The organism is Solimonas sp. SE-A11 (assembly GCF_030345715.1).
In the GTDB taxonomy this organism is placed as follows: Bacteria; Pseudomonadota; Gammaproteobacteria; order Nevskiales; family Nevskiaceae; genus Solimonas_A.
Genome location: NZ_JAUASX010000006.1, coordinates 35,199 through 59,277, shown reverse-complemented (window position 1 = coordinate 59,277; position 24,079 = coordinate 35,199). Strand labels below are relative to the sequence as shown.

The 24,079-nt window shown below is 68.0% G+C and carries 24 protein-coding genes; 12 read left to right on the top strand and 12 right to left on the bottom strand.

Annotation, left to right across the window (positions count from 1 at the left end; all coding sequences use genetic code 11):
- Nucleotides 1-54 precede the first annotated feature (54 nt).
- The 3 genes from QT386_RS08775 to QT386_RS08765 all read left to right on the top strand — a co-directional run bounded on the left by QT386_RS08775 (nucleotide 55) and on the right by QT386_RS08765 (nucleotide 2,414).
- Nucleotides 55-762: a phosphoadenylyl-sulfate reductase gene (locus QT386_RS08775; RefSeq protein WP_289273371.1), complete on the top strand. Its 708-nt coding sequence runs from the start codon at nucleotides 55-57 to the stop codon at nucleotides 760-762.
- Nucleotides 763-771: 9 nt separating this feature from the next.
- Entirely contained in the window at nucleotides 772-1,422 is a 651-nt protein-coding gene (locus tag QT386_RS08770) for an MBL fold metallo-hydrolase (RefSeq protein ID WP_289273370.1), read from the top strand.
- Nucleotides 1,423-1,511: 89 nt separating this feature from the next.
- On the top strand, nucleotides 1,512-2,414 hold the full coding sequence (locus tag QT386_RS08765) for a UDP-2,3-diacylglucosamine diphosphatase (protein ID WP_289273369.1): 903 nt from the start codon (nucleotides 1,512-1,514) through the stop codon (nucleotides 2,412-2,414).
- Nucleotides 2,415-2,490: 76 nt separating this feature from the next.
- Here QT386_RS08765 and QT386_RS08760 read toward each other — a convergent pair whose 3' ends face one another.
- Both QT386_RS08760 and QT386_RS08755 read right to left on the bottom strand, forming a co-directional pair.
- Nucleotides 2,491-4,392 (bottom strand): ATP-binding cassette domain-containing protein, encoded by a 1,902-nt coding sequence (locus QT386_RS08760; protein WP_289273368.1) that lies wholly within the window; start codon nucleotides 4,390-4,392, stop codon nucleotides 2,491-2,493.
- 128 nt (nucleotides 4,393-4,520) lie between these two features.
- Complete coding sequence (locus QT386_RS08755; RefSeq protein ID WP_289273367.1) at nucleotides 4,521-6,092, bottom strand: glucan biosynthesis protein; 1,572 nt, start codon at nucleotides 6,090-6,092, stop codon at nucleotides 4,521-4,523.
- Nucleotides 6,093-6,214: 122 nt separating this feature from the next.
- Between QT386_RS08755 and QT386_RS08750 the strand changes: the two genes are divergently transcribed.
- A complete protein-coding gene (locus QT386_RS08750; protein ID WP_289273366.1) occupies nucleotides 6,215-6,976 on the top strand; it encodes a glutathione S-transferase family protein in 762 nt (253 codons plus the stop codon).
- On the opposite strand, the gene QT386_RS08745 is transcribed toward QT386_RS08750, so the two are convergent.
- On the bottom strand, nucleotides 6,973-7,986 hold the full coding sequence (locus tag QT386_RS08745) for an AraC family transcriptional regulator (protein WP_289273365.1): 1,014 nt from the start codon (nucleotides 7,984-7,986) through the stop codon (nucleotides 6,973-6,975). The genes QT386_RS08750 and QT386_RS08745 overlap by 4 nt on opposite strands.
- Nucleotides 7,987-8,117: 131 nt before the next feature.
- Here QT386_RS08745 and QT386_RS08740 point away from each other — a divergent pair, with 131 nt between their 5' ends.
- The 3 genes from QT386_RS08740 (at nucleotide 8,118) to QT386_RS08730 (ending at nucleotide 12,112) form a co-directional block, all read left to right on the top strand.
- Nucleotides 8,118-10,229, top strand: coding sequence for a hypothetical protein (locus tag QT386_RS08740; protein WP_289273364.1), 2,112 nt, complete (start codon nucleotides 8,118-8,120; stop codon nucleotides 10,227-10,229).
- A 19-nt stretch (nucleotides 10,230-10,248) separates the two neighbouring features.
- Nucleotides 10,249-11,604 (top strand): wax ester/triacylglycerol synthase family O-acyltransferase, encoded by a 1,356-nt coding sequence (locus tag QT386_RS08735; protein ID WP_289273363.1) that lies wholly within the window; start codon nucleotides 10,249-10,251, stop codon nucleotides 11,602-11,604.
- Nucleotides 11,605-11,824: 220 nt separating this feature from the next.
- On the top strand, nucleotides 11,825-12,112 hold the full coding sequence (locus QT386_RS08730; protein WP_289273362.1) for a hypothetical protein: 288 nt from the start codon (nucleotides 11,825-11,827) through the stop codon (nucleotides 12,110-12,112).
- A 51-nt stretch (nucleotides 12,113-12,163) separates the two neighbouring features.
- On the opposite strand, the gene QT386_RS08725 is transcribed toward QT386_RS08730, so the two are convergent.
- Genes QT386_RS08725 through QT386_RS08715 form a run of 3 tightly spaced genes read right to left on the bottom strand, consistent with a single transcriptional unit; the run spans nucleotide 12,164 to nucleotide 13,495 of the window.
- On the bottom strand, nucleotides 12,164-12,385 hold the full coding sequence (locus QT386_RS08725) for a hypothetical protein (protein WP_289273361.1): 222 nt from the start codon (nucleotides 12,383-12,385) through the stop codon (nucleotides 12,164-12,166).
- A gap of 3 nt (nucleotides 12,386-12,388) precedes the next feature.
- On the bottom strand, nucleotides 12,389-12,844 hold the full coding sequence (locus QT386_RS08720) for a CreA family protein (RefSeq protein WP_289273360.1): 456 nt from the start codon (nucleotides 12,842-12,844) through the stop codon (nucleotides 12,389-12,391).
- 3 nt (nucleotides 12,845-12,847) lie between these two features.
- A complete protein-coding gene (locus tag QT386_RS08715) occupies nucleotides 12,848-13,495 on the bottom strand; it encodes a hypothetical protein (RefSeq protein ID WP_289273359.1) in 648 nt (215 codons plus the stop codon).
- A 179-nt stretch (nucleotides 13,496-13,674) separates the two neighbouring features.
- On the opposite strand from QT386_RS08715, the gene QT386_RS08710 reads away from it, so the two are divergent.
- Nucleotides 13,675-14,583 (top strand): sterol desaturase family protein, encoded by a 909-nt coding sequence (locus QT386_RS08710; RefSeq protein WP_289273358.1) that lies wholly within the window; start codon nucleotides 13,675-13,677, stop codon nucleotides 14,581-14,583.
- Nucleotides 14,580-15,584, top strand: coding sequence for a DUF2804 domain-containing protein (locus tag QT386_RS08705; protein ID WP_289273357.1), 1,005 nt, complete (start codon nucleotides 14,580-14,582; stop codon nucleotides 15,582-15,584). The genes QT386_RS08710 and QT386_RS08705 overlap by 4 nt, the downstream gene beginning before the upstream one ends.
- 73 nt (nucleotides 15,585-15,657) lie before the next feature.
- Here QT386_RS08705 and QT386_RS08700 read toward each other — a convergent pair whose 3' ends face one another.
- Nucleotides 15,658-16,857, bottom strand: a complete 1,200-nt coding sequence (locus QT386_RS08700) for a hypothetical protein (RefSeq protein ID WP_289273356.1) — start codon at nucleotides 16,855-16,857, stop codon at nucleotides 15,658-15,660.
- Nucleotides 16,858-16,866: 9 nt separating this feature from the next.
- A complete protein-coding gene (locus QT386_RS08695; RefSeq protein WP_289273355.1) occupies nucleotides 16,867-17,826 on the bottom strand; it encodes a PHB depolymerase family esterase in 960 nt (319 codons plus the stop codon).
- A gap of 96 nt (nucleotides 17,827-17,922) precedes the next feature.
- On the opposite strand from QT386_RS08695, the gene arsC reads away from it, so the two are divergent.
- The gene (gene arsC / locus QT386_RS08690) at nucleotides 17,923-18,282 is read left to right on the top strand and encodes an arsenate reductase (glutaredoxin) (RefSeq protein WP_289273354.1); all 360 of its coding nucleotides are present in this window, start codon (nucleotides 17,923-17,925) and stop codon (nucleotides 18,280-18,282) included.
- A 20-nt stretch (nucleotides 18,283-18,302) separates the two neighbouring features.
- Nucleotides 18,303-18,746 (top strand): DUF3429 domain-containing protein, encoded by a 444-nt coding sequence (locus tag QT386_RS08685; protein WP_289273353.1) that lies wholly within the window; start codon nucleotides 18,303-18,305, stop codon nucleotides 18,744-18,746.
- Here QT386_RS08685 and QT386_RS08680 read toward each other — a convergent pair.
- Together QT386_RS08680 and QT386_RS08675 are read right to left on the bottom strand one after the other, a co-directional pair.
- Nucleotides 18,743-20,017 carry a triacylglycerol lipase gene (locus QT386_RS08680; RefSeq protein WP_289273352.1) on the bottom strand — a complete coding sequence of 425 codons (1,275 nt, stop codon included), beginning with the start codon at nucleotides 20,015-20,017 and terminating at the stop codon, nucleotides 18,743-18,745. The genes QT386_RS08685 and QT386_RS08680 overlap by 4 nt on opposite strands.
- A gap of 172 nt (nucleotides 20,018-20,189) precedes the next feature.
- A complete protein-coding gene (locus tag QT386_RS08675) occupies nucleotides 20,190-21,302 on the bottom strand; it encodes a fatty acid desaturase (protein WP_289273351.1) in 1,113 nt (370 codons plus the stop codon).
- 104 nt (nucleotides 21,303-21,406) lie between these two features.
- On the opposite strand from QT386_RS08675, the gene QT386_RS08670 reads away from it, so the two are divergent.
- Entirely contained in the window at nucleotides 21,407-22,408 is a 1,002-nt protein-coding gene (locus QT386_RS08670) for an AraC family transcriptional regulator (RefSeq protein WP_289273350.1), read from the top strand.
- On the opposite strand, the gene QT386_RS08665 is transcribed toward QT386_RS08670, so the two are convergent.
- Complete coding sequence (locus QT386_RS08665) at nucleotides 22,405-23,106, bottom strand: expansin EXLX1 family cellulose-binding protein (protein ID WP_289273349.1); 702 nt, start codon at nucleotides 23,104-23,106, stop codon at nucleotides 22,405-22,407. The genes QT386_RS08670 and QT386_RS08665 overlap by 4 nt on opposite strands.
- A 102-nt stretch (nucleotides 23,107-23,208) precedes the next feature.
- Nucleotides 23,209-24,057 (bottom strand): pirin family protein, encoded by an 849-nt coding sequence (locus QT386_RS08660; RefSeq protein WP_289273348.1) that lies wholly within the window; start codon nucleotides 24,055-24,057, stop codon nucleotides 23,209-23,211.
- Between the last annotated feature and the right edge of the window lie 22 nt (nucleotides 24,058-24,079).

Sequence of the window (24,079 nt, the reverse complement as noted above, 5' to 3'; positions counted from 1 at the left end):
CCTTAGAATTGTCACCCCGTTTCGGGTTTCCCAGCCGAAAGCCAAGGAAAGTTCGTGTCGATTGCAGAAGCCGTACCCACCCCCGCCAACAGCGCTGGTCTCAGCGCCGAGCGGATCGCCGCGTTGAACGCGAAGTACGCGCCGCTCGACTTCGAGCACCGCCTGCTCGAGCTGTATCGCGACTTCGCCGAGGACAAGGTGCTGGTCACCTCGTCCTTCGCCGCCACCTCCGCGCACTTCCTGCACATCATCTCGCGCCTGCGCCCAAGCCAGAAGGTGGCGTTCATCGACACCGGCTTCCACTTCCCGGAAACCCTGGCCTACAAGGACTTCCTGATCGCCGAATTCGGCCTGGACGTGTTCGACCTCAAGGCCGAGGACTGGAAGCACCAGTTCACCGTGAGCGAGAAGACCTGGTCGCGCGATCCGGACTTCTGCTGCTCGGTCAACAAGGTAGAGCCGCTGGAGTCGGTCAAGCCGGGTTACCACATCTGGGTGTCCAGCCTGATGCGCTGGCAGAGCGACCACCGCTCCACGCTGCCGGTGTTCGAGGAGCGCCGCGGCATCATCAAGTTCAACCCCATGATCGACGTCACCCGCGAGGAGCGTGACGAGTACATCCGCGAGCATGCGCTGCAACTGCACCCGCTGGTGGACAAGGGCTATTCCTCGATCGGCTGCTCGCACTGCACCGTCCCGGGCGAGGGTCGCGCCGGCCGCTGGCAGGGCAAGCCCAAGACCGAGTGCGGCCTGCATCTCTGAGCCTGCCCCATGAGCCTGCGCGTCGAGATCATACCGGTCACTGCCTTCGAGCAGAACTGCTCGCTGGTCTGGGACACGGACACCATGAGGGGCGCCCTAGTGGATGCCGGCGGCGAGATCGACCGCCTGCTGTCCCGCGTGGAGCATCACGGCATCACGCTGGAAAAGTTGCTGGTCACCCACGGCCACCTGGACCACGCCAGCGGCGTGCAGGATCTGGCCGACCGCCTGGGCCTGCCTATCGAAGGCCCGCACCGCGACGACGACTTCTGGATCCAGCGCCTGCCGCAGGACGCCGCGGCCTATGGCTTCCCGCCGGCCCGCGCCTTTACCCCGACCCGCTGGCTGGAACAGGGCGATACCGTCAGCCTAGGCAGCCTGAGCCTGGACGTGCTGCACTGCCCGGGTCATACCCCCGGGCACGTGGTGTTCCACCATGCCCCCTCGCAGCTGGCCTTCGTCGGTGACGTGCTGTTCCAGGGCTCCATCGGCCGTACCGACTTCCCGCGCGGCAACCACGCCGACCTGATCCGGGCGATCCGCGAGCGCCTGTTCCCCCTGGGCGACGAAACCCGCTTCGTGCCGGGCCACGGCCCCATGTCGAGCTTCGGCGCCGAGCGCCGCTCCAACCCCTATGTGTCGGACCGCACAGTTGGCTGAACTCCGACGCGGGTGACTGGTCTGCTTCTTGCGAAGTGAATATTGCCTCGGAGTCATTGGTGACCTTCGCAGGACTCGCAGGAGCCGACATGAGCAGGAAAAAGCCTTCGGTGTGCAGGCACCGCACGCTGTGGATTTCCGACGTCCATCTGGGCTCGGAGGGCTGCAAGGCGCACGCCCTGGTCGAATTCCTCCGGCAAAATGAATGCGAGAACCTCTACCTGGTCGGCGACATCTTCGACGGCTGGAAGCTGCGCAGCCGCTTCTACTGGCCGCCCGACCACAGCCGTGTGCTGCACGCTGTGCTGGCCAAGGCCCGGCGCGGCACCAAGGTCCACTACATCGCCGGCAACCACGACGACTTCCTGCGCCAGTTCGTGCGCAAGCAGCTGCGCCTGGGCCGCATCCGACTGGCCAACGAGGCCGTGCACACCACCGCCGACGGCCGCCGCCTGCTGGTGATCCACGGCGACGTCTTCGACGAGGTGGTCAGCGGCATGCCGCTGCTGGCCCATGCCTCCGACCTGGCCTACACCCTGCTGATGCGCGCCGATGTCGCCTGGCAGCGCTGGAACGAGGTGGAGCAGCCCATGCCCAAGTGGTCGGCCCTCGTGAAGAACCAGGCCAAGTCGCTGACGCAGTGGCTGTCCGGCGTCGACGAGAAGATGCTGACCCGCGCCCGTCGCGAAGGCTTGAACGGCGTGGTCACCGGGCATACCCACCATGCCGAGGTGCGCTACATCCGCAACGGGGTGATCAGCTACAACTGCGGCGACTGGGTGGAGAGCTGCACGGCCCTGGCGGAGGACTTCCAGGGCGAGATACGCATCCTCAAGTGGGAGCCACAGCAGAAGGCGGCGCCGCGGCGCAAGGCAGCCGTCAACACGCGCAAGCGTGCCGCCGTGCGCACGGCGCGGCGACGCGTGGCGGAGCCTTTGAAGCGGGTGGTAGCGCGGGTGCGGAAAAGAAAGATAGTGGATAGTAGTTTGTAGATAGTAGAAGCAACAAAGCCCGCGAAGCGGGCTTGCCTCAACGACTATCTACTATCTAAAAACTACTATCTGTCTTTCAGTATTGCTGGAGCTTCTCCAGCTCCTCGGAAGCCGCCAGCCACTGCTCCTCGCAGCCGTCCAGCTCGGCGCGCTTCTCGGTCTGCTCCTGCGTCAGCTTCTGCAGCTTGGCGCGCTGCCCGGCTTCATAGATCGCCGGATCGGCCAGCTCGCCCTCCAGCGCCTTGAGGCGCTGCTGCAGCTTGGCCATCTTCGCGTCGAGCGTGCGGATCGCCTCGCGGAAGGGTTTCTCCACCGCGCGCTGCTCCTCCGGCTTGCGCTTGGGCGCCATCGGGATCGCCGCTTCCGCCGTGGCCTTGGCGACCTTGGCCGGCTTGCCGGTGCCCTGGCCGCTGCGGCGCTGCGCCAGCCAGCGGGCGTAGTCGTCCAGGTCGCCGTCGAACACCGCCACCTCGCCGTCGGAGACGCGCCACAGCTCGTCGCAGGTCGCCGCAATCAGGTGGCGGTCATGCGAGACCAGCACCACGCTGCCGGCGAAGTCCTGCAGCGCCATCTCCAGGGCCTGGCGCATGTCCAAGTCCAGGTGGTTGGTGGGCTCGTCGAGCAGCAGCAGGTTGGGCTTGCCGTAGACCACCAGGGCCAGGGCCAGGCGTGCCTTCTCGCCGCCGGAGAACGGCTCGATCGCCTCGAAGGCGCGGTCGCCGCGGAAGTTGAAGCTGCCCAGGAAGTCGCGCAGGTCCTGTTCCTTGGCCTTCGGCGCCATGCGCTGCAGGTGCAGGATCGGCGAGGCCTTCATGTCCAGGTGCTCCACCTGGTGCTGGGCGAAGTAGCCCACGCGCAGGTAGGGCGAGCGCGTCATCGCGCCGGCGCGGGCGTCCAATTCGCCGGCCAGCAGGCGCACGAAGGTGGATTTGCCTGCGCCGTTGGGGCCCAGCAGGCCGATGCGGTCGCCCGGCTCCAGGCCCACGCGGATGCCGCTGAGTACCGTGCGATCGCCGTAGCCCACCGCCACCTTGTCGCAGTGGATCAGCGGCGAGGGCAGGCGCTCGGGCTTGGGGAAGTTGAACTGGAACTCCGGGTCGGCCACCACCGCCGCCGTCATCTGGATGCGCTCGATCATCTTCACGCGCGCCTGGGCCTGGCGCGCCTTGGTGCCGGCCTTGAAGCGATCCACGAAGGACTGCAGATGCGCCACCTGGCGCTTCTGCTGCTCATGCGTGCTTTGCTGCTGCGCGAGACGCTCGGCGCGGATGCGCTCGAACTGCGAGTAATTGCCGCTGTACAGCGTCGCCGTCTGCCCCTGCAGATGCAGGGTGTGGGTGGTGGCGGCGTCGAGGAACTCGCGGTCATGCGAGACCGACAGCAGGGTGCCGGGGTAGGTGGAGAGCCAGTCCTGCAGCCACAGCACCGCGTCGAGGTCGAGGTGGTTGGTGGGTTCGTCGAGCATCATCAGGTCGGAGCGGCACATCAGCGCGCGCCCCAGGTTCAGGCGCATGCGCCAGCCGCCCGAGAAGTCCGCCACGGCGTGAGACTGCTCCGCCGTGGAGAAGCCCAGGCCGTCGAGCAGTTTGGCGGCGCGCGCCGGCGCGGCATAGCCGCCGATGGCCGCCATGCGGTCATGCAGCGAGGCCAGCTTGTCGAGATCCTCGGCTTCTTCGGCCTTGGTCAGCGCCGCCTCCGTGGCGCGCAGCTCGCTGTCGCCGTCCAGCACGAAGTCCAGCGCCGACTGCTGCAGCGCCGGGGTTTCCTGCGCCACGGTGGCGATGGTGATGTTGCGCGGGATCGACACATCGCCCAGGTCCGGCTGCAGCTGGCCCAGCACCATCGAGAACAGGCTCGACTTGCCGGTGCCGTTGCGCCCGACGACCCCGACGCGCTGGCCGGGGTAGATGGTGAAAGACAGGTTTTCGAGCAGCGTGCGCGAACCGCGGCGCAGCGTGGCGTTGGCGAAGGTCAGCATGGGGGGCGGATTGTAGGGGATCGGGGCTTCCGCCGCCCGCAAACGCCTGTAGGAGCCGGCTTGCCGGCGACCTCGGCATGCGAAGTCGCCGGCAAGCTGGCTCCTACAGGGTTCCGGAGATCAACCGATCAGTACAGCTTGCGCTCCGCCACCGGCAGCGGCGTGTACTGGTAGATCCAGGTCTCGGTCAGGGTCTGGCCGCCCAGTTTCAGGTACATGCGCAGGTTGATCGGCTCGGTGCTGTCGTCCGGCACCAGGTCGAACATCGCGCGGTAGCCCTTGATGGCCGTCAGCGGGCGCGCCGAGGTGATCTCCACCTTGCCGCGGGAGGCGCTGATCACCGCCTCCACCTTGGCGCCGTTCTCCAGCATGCCCAGGGCGCCGCCGGAGAAGTCCACCGCGAAGCGCCAGGAGAAGTACTTGCGCTTCTGGCCCACCACGCCGCCCAGGCCGGTGCGGGTGGCCTGCACCGAGGCCAGCGACGGGGTCACCGGCGGGATGGCGCCCCAGTGCAGGCGGTAGCCCAGCAGGTATTCCTTGCCCGGCTGCACCTTCTCCTCCGGGTTCCAGAACGCCACGATGTTGTCGAAGGTCTCGTCCACGGTGGGGATTTCCACCAGCTGCACCGCACCCTTGCCCCACTGGCCCTTGGGCTCCACCCAGAGGCTGGGACGGCGTTCGTAGAACACGCCGTCGTCCTGGTAGTGGTCGAAATTACGGTCACGCTGCAGCAGGCCGAAGCCGCGCGGGTTGTTGTCGAAGTAGGAGTTCACGCGCACGCCGGTGGGGTTCACCAGCGGGCGCCACAGCCACTCGCCGGCGCCAGTCCAGAGCTGCAGGCCGTCGGTGTCGTGGATTTCCGGGCGCCAGTCCCAGGCCATGCGGCGGTCGTTCTCGCCGTACTGGTACATGCTGGTCAGCGGCGCGATGCCCAGGCGCTCGATCGGCTTGCGCGGGTACAGTGCCACGTCCACGTCCATCACCAGGTTGCGGCCCGGGGTGATGTCGAACACGTAGGCGCCGGTGGTGCTGGGCGAATCCAGCAGGGCGTAGACCGTGACCTTGTTGGACTCCTTGCGCGGACGCTCCAGCCAGAAGGCCGTGAACATCGGGAATTCTTCGGGGCGCGGCAGGCCGGTGTCGATCGCCAGGCCGCGAGCCGAAAGGCCGTACTGCTTCTCCTCGCCCACGGCGCGGAAGTAGCTGGCGCCGAGGAAGGCGCTGATGTCCAGCTCGAAGTTGGTCTGGAACAGCAGGCGGAAGCCGGCATAGCCCAGGTCCGAGGGCAGGCGACCGAGCTTCTGCTTGCCGGTGTACTTGAACAGGCTGCTGTCGTACTTGATCTCGCGGGCCTTGCCGTCCACCACCTCGTGCATGTGCACCGGCGTCTGGAAGAACAGGCCCAGGTGGAACAGGCGCGCCTGGAAGGGCAGGTTTTCCTTGCGCCACAGCGACTTGTCGGCCTTGAACTGGATCGCCTGATAGTCGTCCCAGTTGATGTCCTTGAGCGACTTGGGTACTTCGCCCTTGTGGGAGACATAGGGCTGGGCAGCCAGCGAGCGGGCCTGGCCCTTGAGCCAGGCCAGGTCGAAGGGCTGGCCGTCATCGGCCAGTACGGCGCCCGGCTGCAGCAGCAGGGCCGGGGGGATGCCCCAGGCGGCGAGGGCGGCAGCGGATTTGAGCAGGTCGCGGCGTTTCATTGTTGTAGGTGTCGGTCGTCCGTGAGGTGCATAGCATGCTTGAGGCGGGTTCCGGCTCCAAGTCGGGTCCTTCCGCAAGGGCAGCCGGGCAGGCACCATGCACGACCCCAACGGAACGCCCGATGAACGACGCCCCGCCGATCCTCTACACCTTCGCGGTGTCCCATTTCAGCGAAAAGATCCGCTGGACCCTAGACCAGGCCGGCCTGCCCTACCGGGAGCAGCGCCTGGTGCCCTTCCTGCACATCCCCCGCGTGCTGGCCCTGACCCGCCGGGCCAGCTCGGTCCCCGTGCTGGTGGCCGGTGGCGAGGTGATCCAGGACAGCACCCGCATCCTGGAATGGCTGGAGCGGCGCCAGGCCCCCTTCCCGCTGATTCCGGCCGAACCGGCCCTGCGCGCCGAGGTCATGGAACTGGAGGCGCGCTTCGATCGCGTGGGCGTCCACGTCATCCGCCAGCTCTTCGCCGAGACCCTGGACGACAAGGCCGCCACCCTGCCGATGTGGACACATGATGCCACCGCGCTGCAGCGCCGCGCCCTGTCGCTGGCCTATCCCCTGGTGCGCCGGGGCTTCTCGCGCCTGCTGCAGCTGTCCCCCGCCACCCTGCGCAAGGCGGTGGTGAAGATCGATGAAGCCGCAGACCTGATCGCCGAGCGCACCCGGGCCGGCCGGCCGTATCTCGCCGGTGACCGGCTGAGCGTGGCCGACATCACCGCCTGCGCGCTGCTGTCGCCGCTGGCCTGCCCGCAGGAGCACCCGGCGTTCGGCGCGGCCGCTTACCGCCGCAGCGTGCGCATGCGTGCCGTGCGCTGGGACGATCATCCGGGGTTCGACTGGGTGAGGAAGACCTACCGCGAGCATCGCAACTGGCGGACGGCCTAGCGCGCGCTGCGCCTCTGCGCCCGCACTTCCGCCGGCGCCTTGCCATGCCAGCGCTTGAACGCGCGGGTGAAGGCGCTTTGCTCGGAGTAGCCCAGCAGGAAGGCCAGGTCCGTCAGGTCCAGCGCCGGGTCTTCCAGGTAGCGTCCGGCCAGTTCGCGCCGCACCTCGTCCAGTAGCTGGCTGAAGCTGGAGGATTGGTCCTGCAGGCGCCGCTGCAGGCTGCGCGGCGACACGTTCATGGCAGCGGCGATGCGGTCCAGACTGGCCTCGCCCTCCGACAGCTTCTGCGCCAGCAGGCGCCGCGCCTGTCCCACCAGGTCGTCGTCCTGGCGCTGCAAGGTCAGTAGCTGCTTCTCGGCCAGCCGGTCCATGAGCTGGCGCATCGCCGGGTCCGGCTGGATCAGAGGCAGCTCGTTCCAGGCCAGCGGCACCACCAGGCGGTAGCAGTCCGCGTCGAACACCAGCGGGCAGCCGAACACGCGCTGCTGTTCGTCCAGCCGTGCCGGCGCGGGGTAGGGGAACTCGATGCGCAACGGCGCCAGCGGCTGGCCGGTGATCCAGCGGATGAAGGTCACCAGCGCGGCCAGGTTGAACTCCGCCATGTGGCGGTAGTAGTGACTCTGGTCGTCCGGGCGCCAGCTCAGCAGCACCTCCTGGCCACGCAGCTCGATCGGCCGCGCACCCACGTCCACCACCATGGCCTGGTAGCGCTGCAGGCAGAGCATGGCCTCGCCCAGCGTCGAGCAGGCCATGCCGACGTAGCCCACTACGCCGTAGTGCCCGGGGCGGATCTGCTCGCCCACGTGGATACCGATGTCCTCGTCGCCCAGCCGCGCCGCCGCCCGGTTGAAGCAGCCGGCCGCCAGCGGCTCCGCCACCCGGGCATCGCGGTCGGCCAGGTCGATCTGCGCGCCGTCCAGCACCTCGGCCGCCGCTACGCCGCGCAGGCGCAGGTAGTCGAACAGCGCCTGCAGGTAGCTGACGGCGGCGGTGGAGTGGCTGGAGGTCATGGGGGCGCATGTTAGCCGAGCACCGGGCGCTTGCCGCTGCCCCCGTTCTGTCCAACACTAGGGTTACCGGGCCCGGCAGAGGCCCAGGAACCACAACAGGCCGCGGACCCACGCGGCGACGAGGAGAGAGCATGCGCCCATATACCCCCGCGCTACTGGCAGCCGCCCTCCTGGCGGGTTGCCACAGCAGCAGTTCCGTCACCGTCACGGATGGCGCAGGCAGCAGCCGGTCCTGCGAGCGCAGCTCCTGGGTCGCAGGTACCACCGAGCTGTGCGGCGGCAAGCTGATCTACCGCGATTACGTCTACGACGACTACGGTGCCGACGCCGGCATCGTCTCGCTGTCACCCGCCGTGCTCAACGCGCTGACCCGCGCCGGCGCCAGCGGCAATCCGCTGGCCACCACGCCGGGCCTGCTGTCTCCCACGGCCGGCGACGTGCGCTACCCGGCGGGCCTGGACAACACCGCGGACCTGGTCTCGCTGACGCTCTCGATCGAGGGCAACGAGCTGGTGGCGGACTTCGAGCTCAACACGCTCTACCACGCCGACGACGCCATCGCCGCGCTGGCCATCGACACCGACAACAATCCCGACACCGGTGGCGGAAGCTGGGAAGGGCTGGGCATCCAGAGCCGTGGCTGGGAGGTGCTGGCGAAATTCGCCGAGGGCAACCCGGACAGCAACCGCATCGTCGGCCGCCTGCCGTTACCGGCGGGTGGTAGCTGGCGCGTGCAGGCCGTGGTGGCGCAGAAGAACGGCAAGGTCATGAACGTAGCCTTCCGTGGGCCGCGCGAAGAGGCCAAGGCGGATGGCCTGCTCAACCAGGTGCTGCCGGCCAGCGGCAATTGGTGGGAAGACCGCCAGTCCGAGGCGCTGCGCGAGGGCGACATCTCGGATTTCGGCGAGGTGGTGAGCGTGGCCGACCTGCGCGGCGGCGTCACCCGCGCCGCGCCGGCCGTCACCGGCTTCCAGCAGCGCGTCTACACCTCGCAGTACACCCTGCCGCCCGGCGAGGGCGTGGACATCATCGGCGTGCCCGGCGTTCATGGCGCCACGCAATTGCCCTGCGAGCAGCGCTTCAACTACCTGGGCAAGTACCAGCCTTACGGCGTCTACGTCCCGACCAAGCCCGGCCCGCATGCGGCGCAGTTGCTGATGCACGGCTGCGAGGCCAACCACGGCAGCCAGATCAACCAGGCCAACTTCCAGCAGCGCTTCGGCGAGGAGCCCAACCGCATCATCATCGCCCCGCTGGGGCGCGGACCGCATGGCTTCTTCAGCGGCATCTCCGAGCGGGACGTACTCGACGCGCTGGCCGACATCCGCGCGAACTACCCGGTAGACGACGAGCAGCTGCTGGTCAGCGGCTACTCCATGGGCGGCTTCGGCACGCTGCGTTTCGCCGCGCTGTACCCGGACCTGTTCGCGGGCGCGGTCAACTGGGTGGGCTTCACCGGCGACCTGTTCAACCTGCCGATCCCGGGCAACCCGCTGCCGCCGCTGGTCACGGCGCTGGCCACGACCCTGGGCGCCTCGATCCCGCCGCTGTCCTCCGGTGGCGCGGTGGGCGGCGACGTCAACATCATCGACTACGTCGGCAACCTGCGGCACATCCCTATCGCCAGCCTCTACTCCGGCGCCGACGAACTGGTGCATGTGACCTCGTCCCTGGCCATGGGCGTGCGCATGGCGCAGGAGGAGATTCCCTACCGGTTCTTCCTGCACCCGGTTGCCGAGCATCTGAGCTACCTGATCTTCGACGACTGGCGCAAGGAAGCCGCCTATGTCGCCGGACTGAAGCGCGTGAAGAACCCGGCGCGGGTCACCTACAAGACCGACGCCAGGCTCGACGCGCCCGAGTACGCGATCAAGCACGACCGCGCCTACTGGGTTTCGCAGATCGTCGCCGAGGCCGAAGGGCCGAGCGCGGTGGACCTCACCAGCCTGGGCTGCGGCATCGCGCAGCCGACGTACGAAACGGGGGTGAACGCCGGCATCGATCCCGTGCCCTGGACCGGCACCCGGCGAGAACGGCTCGACAACCCCACGGTGCCTGCGGCCGAAGGCAAGCTGACGGGCACGCTGGCCAACGTGCGCTCGCTGCGCATCGACGCCGCCGGCAGCTGCCTGCGCGGCAAGGCCGTGCAGTACCAGATCACCACGGACGCGCCGGTCACGCTGACGCTGAGCGACGGCCGTAGCCGGACGCTGGCCGTCGGCAGCAACAACGGCACATTCTGAACAAGGGAGAGAGACGCGCATGAAGCCCCTGAGCCCGCAAGACCAGATGTTCCTGCTGCTGGAGCGGCGCAACCAGCCGATGCACGTCGGCGGCCTGCAGCTGGCCCGCCCGCCCAAGGACGCCGGCCCCGGCTACACCCAGAAGCTGGCCGAATCCATCCGCAGCCACGTCACCGCCCACCCGCCGTTCAACCTGCGCCTGGAGCGCAAGCTCGGTGCACCATTCTGGGTGGAGGACGAGGAGTTCGACATCGAGGCGCATTTCCGCCACCTGTCACTGCCGTCGCCGGGCCGTATCCGCGAGCTGCTGGCCCTGGTCTCGCAGCTGCACAGCGCGCACCTGGACCGCGCCAAGCCGCTGTGGGAGTTCTACCTGATCGACGGCCTGGAAGATGGCCGCATCGCCATCTACTCCAAGATCCACCACGCCCTGGTCGACGGCATCGCGGCCATGCGCATGATGATCCGTGGCACCAGCGACTCGCCGGACGCCGTCACGATCCCGATCTGGGCCATGCCGCCGCGCAAGCGCGAGGTGGACGAGGAACGCAGCGGCGGCGGCTTCTGGTCCGGCGTCGGCGAAGCGGGCCAGATGCTCGCCGCGCAGGCCAAGACCCTGCCCACGGTGACGCGCGAGCTGTATCGCTCCATCCGCGCCGCGCGCAGCAACCCGGACTATGTCTCGGTGTTCCAGGCACCCAAGTCCATCCTCAACCAGCGCATCACCGGCTCGCGCCGTTTTGCCGCGCAGAGCTGGTCGCTGGAGCGCATCCGCGCCGCCGGCAAGCGCCACGACGCTACGCTCAACGACATGGTGCTGGCCATGTGTGGCTCCGCGTTGCGCCGCTATCTGATCGAGCTGGGCGAGCTGCCGGACAAGCCGCTGACCTCGATGGTGCCCATGTCCCTGCGCCGCGACGACAGCGACTCCGGCAACCAGGTGGCCATGATCCTGGCCAACCTCTACACCACCATCGACGATCCGGTGGAGCGCCTGCAGGCCATCCAGCGCTCCGTGCAGACCTCCAAGGACCGCTTCGGCAAGATGTCGCAAGCCGAGATCGTCAACTACATGGCGGCGACCATGGCGCCGTTCTCGCTGAACTACGCCACCGGCGCCGCGCCGCGCTGGCAGGCCTTCAACGTCACCATCTCCAACGTGCCGGGCCCCAAGGAGAAGCGCTACTGGAACGGCGCCGAGCTGGAGGGCATGTACCCGGTGTCCATCGTGATCGACGGCCAGGCGCTCAACATCACGCTCAACAGCTACGCCGACAAGCTGGAGTTCGGCCTCATCGCCTGCCGTCGCCGGCTGCCGCACATGCAGCGGCTGCTGGATTATCTCGAGCAAGGGCTGGCTGAACTGGAGGTCTGACGGCGTCCCCGTAGGGGCGGCCGTTGGCCGCGATCAAGGCCGGCGCATACGCGCAGCCACCGTCGCGGCCAACGATCGCTCCTGCGCGCATTCGTGGCATGTTTCCTGCTGACTTTAGCCGGCGGCCACCCGGCCGTGCGCAACGCCGCGCGGGAGTCGATCCTGCGTGAGCGTTCGGCCTCCCTGCGGTTTTCGCCAACCAACACAGGGAGTTCGCGATATGAACCGCTTGGCCTTCAGCACCGCAGCAGCGGCATTCCTTTTTTCCGGCAGCCTCATCGCTGGCGTTGGCACGTTGCCCGGGGCGTCGCTCGATGCACCAGGATCGGCCTCGGTGGGCGCCCCGGCAGTCGGTGCACCGCTGAAGGACATATGGACCGACAGCAATGGCGACGGCCTGGTGCAGAAATCCGAGGTCAAGCCAGGTTCGCAACTGGACAAGCGTTTCTCCAGACGCGATACGAATGGGGATGGCGTGCTGAGCAAGGACGAGTACTACCTGCCCTAACGGCGCTGGGCAGACGATCCCCTCGGAGCGTTGTCGATCTGCGTCCCTGTTTCAGCCGATGAAGACCCAGATCAGGGTTGCCGCTTCCGCCAGCAGCAGCGTCCAGAACAGGAGGGCTTCCTTGCTCCGGCTGATGGACGCGCCATGCAGGCCCAGCACGATGTGACCCGAAAGGAATTGCCAAATGATGGCAAGCGCCCATAAGGCTCCGATGAAGACGACCGGGTCGGGCGGAAGTCCGCTCAGCCACTCATCGAATTCGGGAGGCCGCATGCTCTACTTCGTTCCCCAAGGCCGCACCGCCACCGTCGACACACTGTTATTCGGTGCACCGTCGATCAGCTTGCGGCTGATGGCCAGGTACACCAGCGTGTTGTGCTTGGCATCCCAGAGTCGCGTCACGCGGGTTTCCTTGAACAGGATGGAGGTGTCCTCGGTGAACACGGTTTCCTGTTCCGGCAGCTTGGGCGGGATCGTGATCGGGCCGGTCTGCTCGCAGGACAGCGAGAACTGCGCCGGGTCCTGGGCCAGCCCGAGCGAGCCGGAGACGCCGCCGGTCTTGGCCTGGCTGACGTGACAGGTCACGCCCGGCACCTTCGGATCGGCGAAGGCCTCGACGCAGACCTTGTGGTTGGCGCCGATCAGCTTCCAGGAGGTGGTCACGCAGCCGACGGTGTCGGCTCGAGCCGGCAGCACGACCAGCATCGTCAGGATCAGCGCGATCAGTCTCATGGTCTACTCCACCTTGCTTTGCTGGGTGCTGTTCCACCAGGCCTTCCAGTCCTCCGGGACCAGGCAGGTCTGGAAGACGAATTGCCGCAGGTCGTAGTGATCATCCTCGTTCTGGATGCGATACGCCATCGGCGTCAATTGATCGACCAGCGCGTGGGGATACACGGCTGGCGAGGCGCTTTGCAGGTATTTCTTGAGGCCCTGGTTGGCTTCTTCCGGCGTCTTGCCGCGGATGCGGTCGGCGTTCAGGAAGAAGACCAGGTCGGTGCGCGCTAGGCAAACCGCGGCATTGGGATTGCGCACCTGGATCAAGCCTTCGCGTTCCACGCAGCGGTAGAACTGCGCCGCACCGAACTTGGCATGTTCCTTCAAGCCCTCTTCGCGGGCCTGGCGGAAGATCTCGTTGATGAGCGCGGTCAGCGAGGCATCACCCGTGGCGTTGGCCAGCATGTCGGCCTGGCTCTGGTCGAACAGCAATGCCTGGCGAGCGGCGTCGTGTGCCACGAGGCCCTCTGCTTCGCAGAGCAGGAATACCGGATCGCGGACCAGGAAGATGGGAGATGAAGCCGTGGGAGGGGTCTCGGGGGCAGGGGAGTTGCTGGCGCAGCCGGCCAGGCAGAGGACGAGGAGGGCACTGAAGAAGCTTTTCATTGCGGGACTCTCCCGGCGCAGGCTGAGCCTGCCCGTTGATTTTTATTTAAGTTAATGATTTTGAATATATAATTTATGGCGCCCGCTGTCATGCCCCGCGGCACCCAAGGTCAAGCGGCCTTGCCTCGGCTGCCGCCACAATGCTCCCATCAGAACAGCGGTTGCGAGGAGAGCGAGCCATGATGGAGTGGATGCAGAGTGTCGAGGCCGTGATCGGCGCCGACCAGGACTGGAAGCAGTTGCTGCTGGGCGTGATGACGCCGGTGTTCCTGATCGTCTTCGCCATCGAATGGCAGATCATGCGCGGCCGTGGCCGGCGCGACCAGTTCCAGTTCAAGGACATCGCCGCCAACCTGGGCCTGGGTGGCAGCTACTCGCTGTTCGAGCTGGTGGCCCATGCGCTGATCACCGGCGTGGCCTCCATGTGGTTCTGGGAGCACCGCTTCTTCACGATCCCGGTCAACGCCTGGACCCTGCCGCTGATGCTGCTGGGCGTGGAGTTCTGCTACTACTGGTTCCACCGCACCAGCCACCGCGTGCGCTGGTTCTGGAGCGCCCATGTGGTGCACCACAGCGGCCAGCACATGAACCTGACCACGGCCATGCGCCAGAGCTTGCTGTACTCCATCACCGGCTGGTGGCTGTTCTTCATGCCGCTGGTGCTGCTGGGTGTGCATCCGGCGGTGGTGTTCCTGCTCTACGGCGTGGATCTGGCCTACCAGTACTTCGTGCACACCGAGAGCGTCGGCAAGCTGCATCGCTGGATGGAGTACATCTTCGTCACGCCGTCGAGCCACCGCGTACACCACGGCCGCAACCCGCAGTACATCGACAAGAACTTCGGCGGCATCCTGTGCATCTTCGACCGCTGGTTCGGTACCTACGAGCCGGAAGTGGAGAGGGTGGAGTACGGCATCCCCAAGCAGATTCACTCCTACAACATCATCACGCTCAACTTCCACGAGTTCCGCGACATGTGGAGGGACGTCTTCCGCCCGGGCCCGCTGGCCCAGCGCATCAAGCACCTCTGGGCGCCGCCGGAGTGGGTGCGCGAGAATGACGCGCAAACCAACAAGGTGACCGCGTGAGCTTCGATACCCGCCCCGCCGGCCTGCCGGCCGCCCCCAAGGCCCTGGATGCCGGCAACGGCCGCGTCGCCGATTACGGTCGCTTCGAGGGCCGCATCGCCGACCTCTCCACGGCCGCCTGGGACGGCAGCCGTGGCCTGTTCTCGCCGCGCCGCCTGCAACGCAAGGGCTGGATGTACTTCGGCGCGTTCACGCCGCGCTACATGGTGGGCTACGCTGTGGCGGATGCCGGCCTGATGGCCACCGCCTTCGTCTACGTCTATGACCGCGAAACGAAGAAGCTGACCGAGCACAAGGCCACCGTGCCCTTCGGCTTCGCCCGGGACTTTGCCCCCTCGCCGGATGCGGCCTGGGAGCTGAAGAGCGGCAAGTGCCGCTGGCAGGCGCTGCCCGCGGGCGGCGGCTGGGACGTGCGATTCCAGGCCCCGCGGCTCAAGCTGGAGATGCGCTTCCGCGACGCTGGCCCCGGCATGACCGCCATCGCCTCCTCGCCGGGCCGGCCCTTCCACCACACCTGGAAGCTCTGCGCGATGCCGGTGCGCCTGGCGCTGGAACTCGACGGCCGTCGAGTCGAGGACACCGCCAGTGGCACGCTGGATTTCACGCTGGGCTACCCGCCGCGCAACACCGACTGGAACTGGGCGAGCCTGGATGGCGTCACCGAGGACGGCCAGCGCATTGGCGTGAACCTGGTGGCGCACTTCATGAACGGCCACGAGAACGCGATGTGGCTGGGCGACCGCCTGCTGCCCTTGTCGCAGGCCGTGTTCCAGTACGACCCCGCGCAACTGCTGCAGCCCTGGTGCGTGCACACCCTCGATGGCCTGCTCGACGTGCAGTTCACGCCGGAAGGCGAGCGCCGCGAGGATATTTCAGTGGGCCTGCTGGCCAGCCGCTTCACCCAGCCTTTCGGGCGCTTCAGTGGCACGCTGAAGACGGCGCAGGGCGTGAAGAAGATCGAGGGCCTGGGCGTGGTGGAGCAGCATCACGCAAAGTGGTGATCCGCCGCATCCTCCCCCTCCCCTTGCGGAAGAGGGATCAAGGGAGAGGGGGCGCCCGCCATCGGCAGGCAGGCTAGGGCGTATACCGCCTCGCCGAGATCCCCCGCCCATCCCCATCCCGCTGCCAGTCCTGCCACACCAGCGTCAGCCCGCCGTGGCTGTCCAGCACCGGCACGCCGAACAGCTGCGTGAAGGGAGCGCCTGAGTTGTCGGGCCGGAACTCGGCGCCTACGCGGTTGCCCTGCAGGTCATAGCGCTGTGCCCACACACCGTCGCCGTGGGCGGCCAGCACGAAGCCGCTGGCATTCATGCTCAGGGCCGGGTGGCGCTTCAGTTGCCCGCCGGTGACGGCGCGAAAGCTCGCACCGCGCGCCTTGCCGGCGGCGTCGTACACACGCAGGTAGGCGCCGGGGCTGGTGGCGTCCAGGGCCAGCGGCTCCCAGGCGATCACGAAGGCGCCGGTGTCGTTGCCGGCGATGCGTGCGCGGTCCACGTCGGAGACGTGGTCGTTGTTCTCCGTCACGCGGAAAGCGAAGCCGCGCGGCAGGCCGGAAGCCAAGATGCGCCGCGCGAACACCTGGCTCTTGGACACGCCAGACGGCCCCTGCACCCAGGCCACCGTGAAGTTGCCGGCCGCGTCCATCGTCGCCGTGGGATTGCGCACCGTGGGAAACGCCGAGGACTCCACCGTCACCGCGGCGCCCTTGGGCGTGCCCTCCGGGCTGTAGCGCTGCACCTGCACCGTGCGCGTGTCCAGCGAGGAAAAGCCGCCGGGGATGCGGCGGTCCGCCCAGGTCACGATGAAGTTGCCCTGCGGGTCCATCGCCAGGCCCACGCCGGGCTGGATCGCGAACTCGCCGCTGACCGCCACCTGGATCTCGCCGCCCTGCGGCGTGCCGTTGGCGGCATAGCGCTGTGCGAAGATGCCCAGGCCCACGCCGTTCACGCCATTGCTGTTCCAGGCCACCACGAAGCGGCCGTCGGCGCTCATCGCCACGGCCGGGTTGGTCTGGCGGTTGTCGGTGCGCGTGTTGACGCGGAATTCCGCGCCCAGCGGATTGCCGGCGCTGTCCAGGCGCCGGGCGTAGATGCCCGAGAGGCTGCCGTCCTGGCCAAAGCTATCCCAGGCGATCACGGTGTTGCCCGCGGCATCGCCCGCCGCGGCCGGCAGTTGCTGGTCGCCAGCGGTGAACTGGTTGACGGTGGCGGCCGAGGCTGCGCCGGAGAGCAGGGTGCCGAGCAGTGCGGCGAGGAGCATTCTGTGCTTGCGCATGGCGGGCCCTCAGCGGCTGTACTGCATGAAGAAATCCCAGATCACGTCCGTGGCCTGGAAATCCTGCGAGGCCTTGCCCAGCGAGGGCGTGAAGTCGATCGTGCCGGGCCAGGTATGGCCGCCGCTCTGCACCGTGTAGTGATCCACGCCGACGCCCTCGGCGCAGCCGCGCCAGGCCCGGCGTTGCGTGGTGGTGCCGTCGGGGGCGGTGTCGGGCAGGGTGCTGGTCTGCGGCGTGGGGTTGCAGCCGTTGGCCTGCACCCACAGCGCCAGCGCCGCGTCCGCCGACAGGCTGGTCGGCCCGCCGGCATAGGGCGCCACCTGGTCCGCGGTGCCGTTGATGTAGAGCATCGGCACCGCGCGGGCGGGCATGCACTTGGGGGCCTGCGTGTCGCGCATGGTGGCACCCACCACCGCGCCGCCGGCGATCTTCTCCGGCCGCTCGCAGGCGAAGCGCACCGTCATCAGCGCGCCATTGGAATAGCCGCCCATGTAGACGCGGCGCGCGTCCAGGTCGTGGCGCGCCGTCAGCGTGTCGATCATCTTGGCCAGGAAGCCGACGTCGTCCACCGCGCTGAAGCCCACCAGGCCGGCATGCAGGTCGATGGCGCCGAGTCCGCCGAGCGAGTCCGCCAGGTTCGGCGTGTGGTTCCAGTTGCCCTCGATGGCCTGCGGCAGCAGCACCCAGGCGCCTCGGTCGCGCACCAGCTTGGAAATCTCGATGAGGTTGGCCATCTCCGAGGAGCTGCCGTCGAGGAAATGCAGCAGCACGAATACCGGCGGTGGCGTGGAGCCGGTGGCCACCTCCGGCCGCAGCACCAGCACCGTGCGGTTGCTGTTCTGGTGGCTGACGGTTTCCTGGAAAGCGCGGACATTCTCCACGGCCACCACCGAGGTGGCGGCGGCCGGGGCGCTGAGCCCCAGGCAGAAGATCGCGGGGGCGAGCAAGCGCAACATCCCTGTTCTCATGCAGCCTTCTCCTTGGCCGGGTACGGCGACGTACCATCGGGCTGGGACCCGTTTGCCCGGATTGTGCTCCGCACCCAGGTCTCCCACAATCGGAGAATGACTACAGCCAAGACCGTCATTTTCCACAACCCGCGCTGCAGCAAGAGCCGCGAGACCCTGCAGTTGCTGCGCGATACCGGCATCGAGCCCGAGGTGGTCGAGTACCTCAAGGACCCGCCCGACGCCGCCACCCTGGACGCCCTCTGCCGCAAGCTCGGCCTCGAGCCGCAGGAACTGGTCCGCTTCAAGGAGGAGCAGGCCAAGTCCCTGGAACTGAAGCCGAAAGACCAGCGCCCGCGCGCCGAATGGCTGCGCCTGCTGGCACAGAACCCGGTGCTGATCGAGCGGCCCATCGTCGTGCGCGGGGCCAAGGCCCGGCTCGGCCGGCCGCCGGAAGCGGTCAGGGAAATCCTGTAGACCCTCACGGGAGTGAGCCGATGAACCTGCCGAAGATCGTTCTCGCCCTGGGCTATACCGGCCTGATCCCGTTCTTCATCGGGCCGGTGTGGCTGAGCTTCTCGCCGGACACCGCGCCCGCCTGGCTGGACCAGGCCTGGCTGAACTGGGCGGCGCTGATCGGTGCCTTCATGGCCGGCACCTTCTGGGGCTTCGCGCTGCCGGCGGTGCAGGGGCCCTCGGGCCTGCTCGGCGTCTTCATCTCGGTGGTGCTGGTGGCGCTCACCGGCATCGCCATCACGCTGGAGTTCGCCCTGGCCCTGCCGGGGCTGGCGCTGGTGTTCATGCTGCTGCTGCTCGCCGACTTCTGGCGCGAGCGCACGCTGGACACCATCGGCGGCTACTTCCGCCTGCGCTCCACGCTGACCGCGGGCGTGCTGATCGCCATCACCTGGCGCTACCTGATGCTGGGCTCGAACGCTTAAATCAGTTCGCCGCGGAGCAGCTTGCGGCCGCTGAGTGCGTCGCGGAGCAGGCCGTAGATCACCGGGTGGTTGAGCAGCCGCATGTGGTTGGTGCGGAACAGCACCGCCGTATCCGCGTCCGCCAGGTGCGCCGCGGTGGAGCTCGGCAGCAGCACCAGGCCGTCGCCGATCACGCGACCCACCGGGTCCTGCTCGTCGCCGCCCAGCGTGCAACCGAAGAAGTGATAGCGCGCATGCTCGGCCTTGGGGATGCGCAATGCGCCGCCGCCATCATGATGCGTCTGGCGGCCGCGCCAGTCGCTGTCGTCCACGTAGCCGTGGAACAGGTCCTTCACGCCCACCGAGCGCGAATGCAGCAGCTCCGCCAGCGGGCTTGACAGCGGCACGCGGCGCATCAGCCGCACGCCGGCGTCCACCCAGCGCTCCAGCGGCGCGCCCAGGTGTGGCGAGCCCAGGCAGACGACGTTGCTCAGGCGCTGCACCCAGCCGTCTTCCTCGCGCAGCCCGGCCGCCACGGCCGCGCGCGCCACCAGGCCGCCCATGCTGTGGCCGACCAGCACGATCTCCTGCACGCGGCGCGGCCAGCGCTCCACCAGCCGTTGCAGGTGCCGCGCCAGGCGTGCGCCGTTGCGCGAGATGTGCAGGCCGCTGTTGTAGCGCAGGTACAGCGGTGTGTAGCCCAGGTCCTGTTCCAGGCGCGGGCCATAGGGATGCGTGTCGGGCTGCTCGGCCTCGGCGTAGAAATCCCAGACCGACTCGTTGCAGGCCAGGCCGTGGACGAAGATCACCAGCCGCCCTTGCGTATCGGGATAGGCCTCGGCCAAGGCCTGCCGCTCTAGCGCCAGGCGCTGGCCTTGCAGATAGAAGCCCATGCGCGGTGCGAGCGGATTGCGCTTCGCCGCCATGTCGTCGCCGACGAAGCCGGCCACCGCGCTCAGCGCCAGGTCGCGCTGGGCATGCGGCGCCACAGCAGCCGGCGGGGCGATCTTCTCGGCCTCGCGCAGCAACTGGTCGGCGGCGCCGAAGACCAGGCGCATGGAGCCGCGCACGGCGCCATAGACGCCGTCGGTGATGCCGTCGTGGATCAGGCGGGTCGGCTCGCTGCCGGCCTTGATGCCGGGCAGCGGCGCCATGGTCTTGAAGGGAATGTCCGAGATCGCGCGGTGGAAGCCGTGCACGTGGCCGGTGATGCGGTCCAGGCCGGTGCCGGCCAGGGACAGGGCGCCGCGCACCTGGGCGAGCAGGCCGTCACGAGAAGGAGCAGCGGTCATCGGAAACCCCCGGCGGCGGCGCCGCACAGATTGGACATTTACAGTTTACATATGTTCACTGAATTGTCCAGTAGGGAAAAGATCACCGTGGCCCCGTAGGAGCGGCGCGAGCCGCGACTCTTTGCCCGGGACAGAAGAAGATCGCGGCTCGCGCTGCTCCCACGAAGCGGGGTCAGGCCGTAGCGCCGGCCTCCTCTGCCGTCGTACGGGCCTGGTCGGCCTTCGCCCAGCGGTTTGCGCGGGTGAAGGTGCCGAAGTCGTTGAACCGCACCCCCATCTCGCGCATCACTGCGTGCGCGGTCCGGGCCGTGGCCTGGCGCACGTAGAACGGCTCCTTCACCGCGAAATGGTGGATTGCATGGGTGCTGCCGAAGTTGAAGCAGAACAGTTGCATCGGCCACAGCCACCAGGGGTTCAGCACCTGGGTCTGCTGTATCACGTTGCCCGGCTCTACGTCGCCAAAGTAGTGCATGTTGGAGCTGACGAAGTGCAGGCAGAACACGCGCAGCACGTTGGGCGCCAGCCAGATCACCACCACGGTGGTCCACAGCGACAGCAGCGCCTGCGTGCCGGCCGACAGCGCCAGCGGGTGTCCGGCCAGCGTGGCTGCCAGCAGCACCGCCTGCACCGCCAGGAAGCCATGCCACAGCACGTAGTGCAGCAGGCCCAGCGGCATGTAGCTCAGCAGGTTCTCGCGTACCAGCGCGCGGAATTCCTCCTTGCTCTTCGGGTGCTGTGCGCGGATGAAATTGCGAGAGACGCGGTGCATCGTCGCCGGGCGCAGGTAGATCGCCAGCATGTGGTCGCCCACCATCAGCAGGCGCTTGAGACCCCAGCGCTCGCCGTTGGTGATGCCGATCTCCTCCAGGTCGGTATCGGTGCCGGAGAACTTGTGGTGATGCAGGTGCAGGCGCTTGCGCGTCCAGGGGCTGATCGTGCTCGGCCGCGTGATCCAGCACAGCGCCATCATCAGGTTCCAGGCGTGCGGGCTGTGGCGGAAATACATCGTGTGGATCAGGTCGTGCTCCAACTCGTGGATGAACGAGGCGAACAGCGCGCTGGCCGGAATGCAGACCCACCACGGAATCAGGCCAATGACGTACAGCCAGCCGCTGGCGATCATGCCGGCCACCGACACGGCCATCACCCCCGCCCCGATTGCGTCCTGGAGACGCAGCCAGGGATGGCGCTGGCGCAGGGCCTGGCCGGCCTGCAGCACCACCTGGCGGATATGGGCGGATTTCTGCGAGTCGGTCATCGCGGCACTTGCCGTCGGAGTGGACATCGAAACATGCTCCCGGAAATGGAGAGGAAGATGCAGGGGATTCTGGAGCAGCGTTGCCGGTGGGGCCTGACCCAGGGCGCCAATCGCTTGGCCCATAGCGCCTAATGCAGCGAACGACTGTACTCAGCAGCTGGGGGCGGGCGATCCGTCGTGCCCTGGACCGGGCCGGGGTGGACAGCGCCGCGCTGTTCGCCGAGGCGGGCCTGGACATTGCCGCCCTGGACGATCCCAATGCCCGCTACCCCCTGGAGCAGACTACCCGGCTCTGGGGCCTGTCGGTGCAGGCCACCGGCGACGAGGCCTTCGGCCTGTCCGTGGCCAGCCAGGTCAACGCCACCACTTTCCATGCCCTGGGCTATGCCCTGCAAGCCAGCAATACGCTGCGCGAGGCCTTCGAGCGCATGGTGCGCTACTTCCGCCTGGTCACCGACGCGGCCGACCTGGAGTTCTTCCCGGAAGGCGAGGATTACTGTTTCCGCATCCGCCCGGCCGGCGCGGTGATGCCGGCGCCCGAATCCATCGACGCCTTCATCAGCATCTTCCTGCGCTTCTGCCGCAGCCACCTGGGCTCCGGCTTTGCGCCGCGGCGGGTCACGCTGCGGCGCCTGGCCCCGGCCAGCGCCGCCGGCTACGAGCGCGTGCTGCGCTGCCCATTGGAGTTCGGCGCCGCCGAGAACGCCATCTGGTTCCCGCGCTGGCCCTTCGACCAGCGCCTGGAGGGCGCCAATCCGGAGCTGGCGCGGCATAACGACGAGATCGCGCTGCGCTACCTGGCGCACCACGACAAGGAGAACCTGCTGGCGCGCGTGCGTGCCGTGCTGACCGAGTTGCTGCCCATCGGCGTACCCGCGGCGGAGCAGGTGGCCGACAGCTTGCACCTGTCGCTGCGCAGCCTGCAGCGCAAGCTGGCGGAAGAGGGCAGCAGCTACGAGGCCCTGCTCAACGAGACGCGACGCGAGCTGGCGCAGTCCTACCTGCAGGACCGCCGCTACAGCATCGGTGAAATCACCTTCCTTCTCGGCTTCTCCGACACCAGCAGCTTCACGCGTGCCTTCCGGCGCTGGAACGGCTGCTCGCCCAGCCAGTTCCGCGAACGCGCAGGCTAGTCCTCCCGTCCCGGCTCTCGCCCCTGCAGCAGTCGCCCGGAGCGCAGCGGGATGTCGGTCAGCACCTGTTGCTCGCCGTCCACCGTGGTCAGCCGGAAGGTGAACGGGCCGGGGCCGGGTTCCTTGTCGACATGGTAGTTGTAGCGCTGCTGCTTCAGCGCGCGCCAGCCGTCGCCGTCCTGCACCTCGATGCGTTCCACCGGCAGGCGGCTGTTGCGCGCCTGGACTGCCAGCCAGTGTTTGGAGCTACTTTCCTTGATGCGGACGGACGGCGGTCCCTCGGTCTCGCAGGGCACCGGCACCCAGCTGATCGGCACGCGTCCCTCGGAGCGCTCGGCGATCTTGCCGAAGGCGGTCATCGACAGGTCCAGGTCGCCTTCGCCGCAGCCCGGGCAGAGGTCGACGATACGTACGCGCACCGTACCCTTGGGTCCGCTCACTTCCGCGCAGAGGCCGCAGGCCGTGCTGTTGGCGAACTGCCGTGTGTTGATCGCCGCCACCATGAAGTCCCGCGAGCGCTCGTAGCTGCAGGCGCCACTGCCGTCGGCGTTGTAGTGGGTGGCCTCGCCGCGGACAGTCTCGCCAATCTCCGGCAGCTTGTCCGCGGGGTGCTTCCTCAGCGGCACGTCACCTTCCTCGCCCTGGGCCATGAGCGGCAGCAGCAGCGCCGCGAGCAGCAGCGGGAGGACGGCTTTCATCGGCGACAACCTGTGTTCCGGCGGGCTTCGCAGACTAGCATTGCCTGCATCACCATGAAGAAAGGGGCCCGTAGGGCCCCTTTCGCGTCACCGCATCGCCGCTCACGCCGCCAGCTTGCCGCGCCGATAGTCGTCTAGCGCCTGCTCGATCTCCTCGCGGGTGTTCATCACGAAGGGACCGTACTGGACTACCGGCTCGCGCAGCGGCTTGCCGGCCAGCAGGATGAAGCGCGCGCCGTCCGCGCCGGCCTCGGCCTCGAACAGGTCCCCGGCCGACAGCACGCCGGCTGCATGCCGCGGCACCTCGCGTTCGCCGATGCGCAGGCTGCCCTCGTAGGCGTAGACGAAGGCGTTGTGCGCCGCCGGCAGGGCCTGCGAGTAGCGGGTGCCCGCCGGCAGCACCACGTCCAGGTACACCGGTTCGGTGCTGACGCCGCGGATCGCGCCCTCGGTCTGCGTGTCACCCGCCGTCACCGTCCCGGCGATCACCTTCACCTGTCCGCCGCCCGGCAGCGTCGCCACCGGGATTTCCCCGGCGGGGATGTCGCGGTAGCTGGCCGGCTTCATCTTCTCGCGCGCCGGCAGGTTGATCCACAGCTGGAAGCCGCGCATGCGGCCCTCGTTCTGCTGTGGCATCTCCGAGTGAATGATGCCGCGCGCGGCGCTCATCCACTGCACGTCGCCGGGGCCGAGGTCGCCACGGTTGCCCATGTGATCCTCGTGGCGCATGCGGCCATCGAGCATGTAGGTGACGGTTTCGAAGCCGCGGTGCGGGTGCGAGGGGAAGCCGGCGATGTAGTCGCTGGCCTCCTCGGACGAGAACTCGTCCAGCATCAGGAAGGGGTCGAGGCGCAGGCCCGGCAGCGACCCGATGGAGCGGCGCAGCTTCACACCGGCCCCATCGGAAGTCGGCTGCGCATCGATGACCTGCTGCAGCTTGCGGGTGTTCATGACAGTCTCCGTTGAATGGGTG

Bases quoted from the DNA above. Each gene is read 5' to 3' on its own strand.
- QT386_RS08745 (WP_289273365.1), bottom strand. From the start codon at position 7,986: ATGACCTCCAGCCACTCCACCGCCGCCGTCAGCTACCTGCAGGCGCTG.
- QT386_RS08710 (WP_289273358.1), top strand. From the start codon at position 13,675: ATGATGGAGTGGATGCAGAGTGTCGAGGCCGTGATCGGCGCCGACCAG.
- QT386_RS08770 (WP_289273370.1), top strand. From the start codon at position 772: ATGAGCCTGCGCGTCGAGATCATACCGGTCACTGCCTTCGAGCAGAAC.
- QT386_RS08760 (WP_289273368.1), bottom strand. From the start codon at position 4,392: ATGCTGACCTTCGCCAACGCCACGCTGCGCCGCGGTTCGCGCACGCTG.
- QT386_RS08750 (WP_289273366.1), top strand. From the start codon at position 6,215: ATGAACGACGCCCCGCCGATCCTCTACACCTTCGCGGTGTCCCATTTC.
- QT386_RS08720 (WP_289273360.1), bottom strand. From the start codon at position 12,844: ATGAGACTGATCGCGCTGATCCTGACGATGCTGGTCGTGCTGCCGGCT.
- QT386_RS08680 (WP_289273352.1), bottom strand. From the start codon at position 20,017: ATGACCGCTGCTCCTTCTCGTGACGGCCTGCTCGCCCAGGTGCGCGGC.
- QT386_RS08660 (WP_289273348.1), bottom strand. From the start codon at position 24,057: ATGAACACCCGCAAGCTGCAGCAGGTCATCGATGCGCAGCCGACTTCC.
- QT386_RS08715 (WP_289273359.1), bottom strand. From the start codon at position 13,495: ATGAAAAGCTTCTTCAGTGCCCTCCTCGTCCTCTGCCTGGCCGGCTGC.
- QT386_RS08740 (WP_289273364.1), top strand. From the start codon at position 8,118: ATGCGCCCATATACCCCCGCGCTACTGGCAGCCGCCCTCCTGGCGGGT.
- QT386_RS08685 (WP_289273353.1), top strand. From the start codon at position 18,303: ATGAACCTGCCGAAGATCGTTCTCGCCCTGGGCTATACCGGCCTGATC.
- QT386_RS08735 (WP_289273363.1), top strand. From the start codon at position 10,249: ATGAAGCCCCTGAGCCCGCAAGACCAGATGTTCCTGCTGCTGGAGCGG.
- arsC (WP_289273354.1), top strand. From the start codon at position 17,923: ATGACTACAGCCAAGACCGTCATTTTCCACAACCCGCGCTGCAGCAAG.
- QT386_RS08695 (WP_289273355.1), bottom strand. From the start codon at position 17,826: ATGAGAACAGGGATGTTGCGCTTGCTCGCCCCCGCGATCTTCTGCCTG.
- QT386_RS08765 (WP_289273369.1), top strand. From the start codon at position 1,512: ATGAGCAGGAAAAAGCCTTCGGTGTGCAGGCACCGCACGCTGTGGATT.
- QT386_RS08700 (WP_289273356.1), bottom strand. From the start codon at position 16,857: ATGCGCAAGCACAGAATGCTCCTCGCCGCACTGCTCGGCACCCTGCTC.
- QT386_RS08670 (WP_289273350.1), top strand. From the start codon at position 21,407: ATGCAGCGAACGACTGTACTCAGCAGCTGGGGGCGGGCGATCCGTCGT.
- QT386_RS08755 (WP_289273367.1), bottom strand. From the start codon at position 6,092: ATGAAACGCCGCGACCTGCTCAAATCCGCTGCCGCCCTCGCCGCCTGG.
- QT386_RS08730 (WP_289273362.1), top strand. From the start codon at position 11,825: ATGAACCGCTTGGCCTTCAGCACCGCAGCAGCGGCATTCCTTTTTTCC.
- QT386_RS08675 (WP_289273351.1), bottom strand. From the start codon at position 21,302: ATGTCCACTCCGACGGCAAGTGCCGCGATGACCGACTCGCAGAAATCC.
- QT386_RS08725 (WP_289273361.1), bottom strand. From the start codon at position 12,385: ATGCGGCCTCCCGAATTCGATGAGTGGCTGAGCGGACTTCCGCCCGAC.
- QT386_RS08665 (WP_289273349.1), bottom strand. From the start codon at position 23,106: ATGAAAGCCGTCCTCCCGCTGCTGCTCGCGGCGCTGCTGCTGCCGCTC.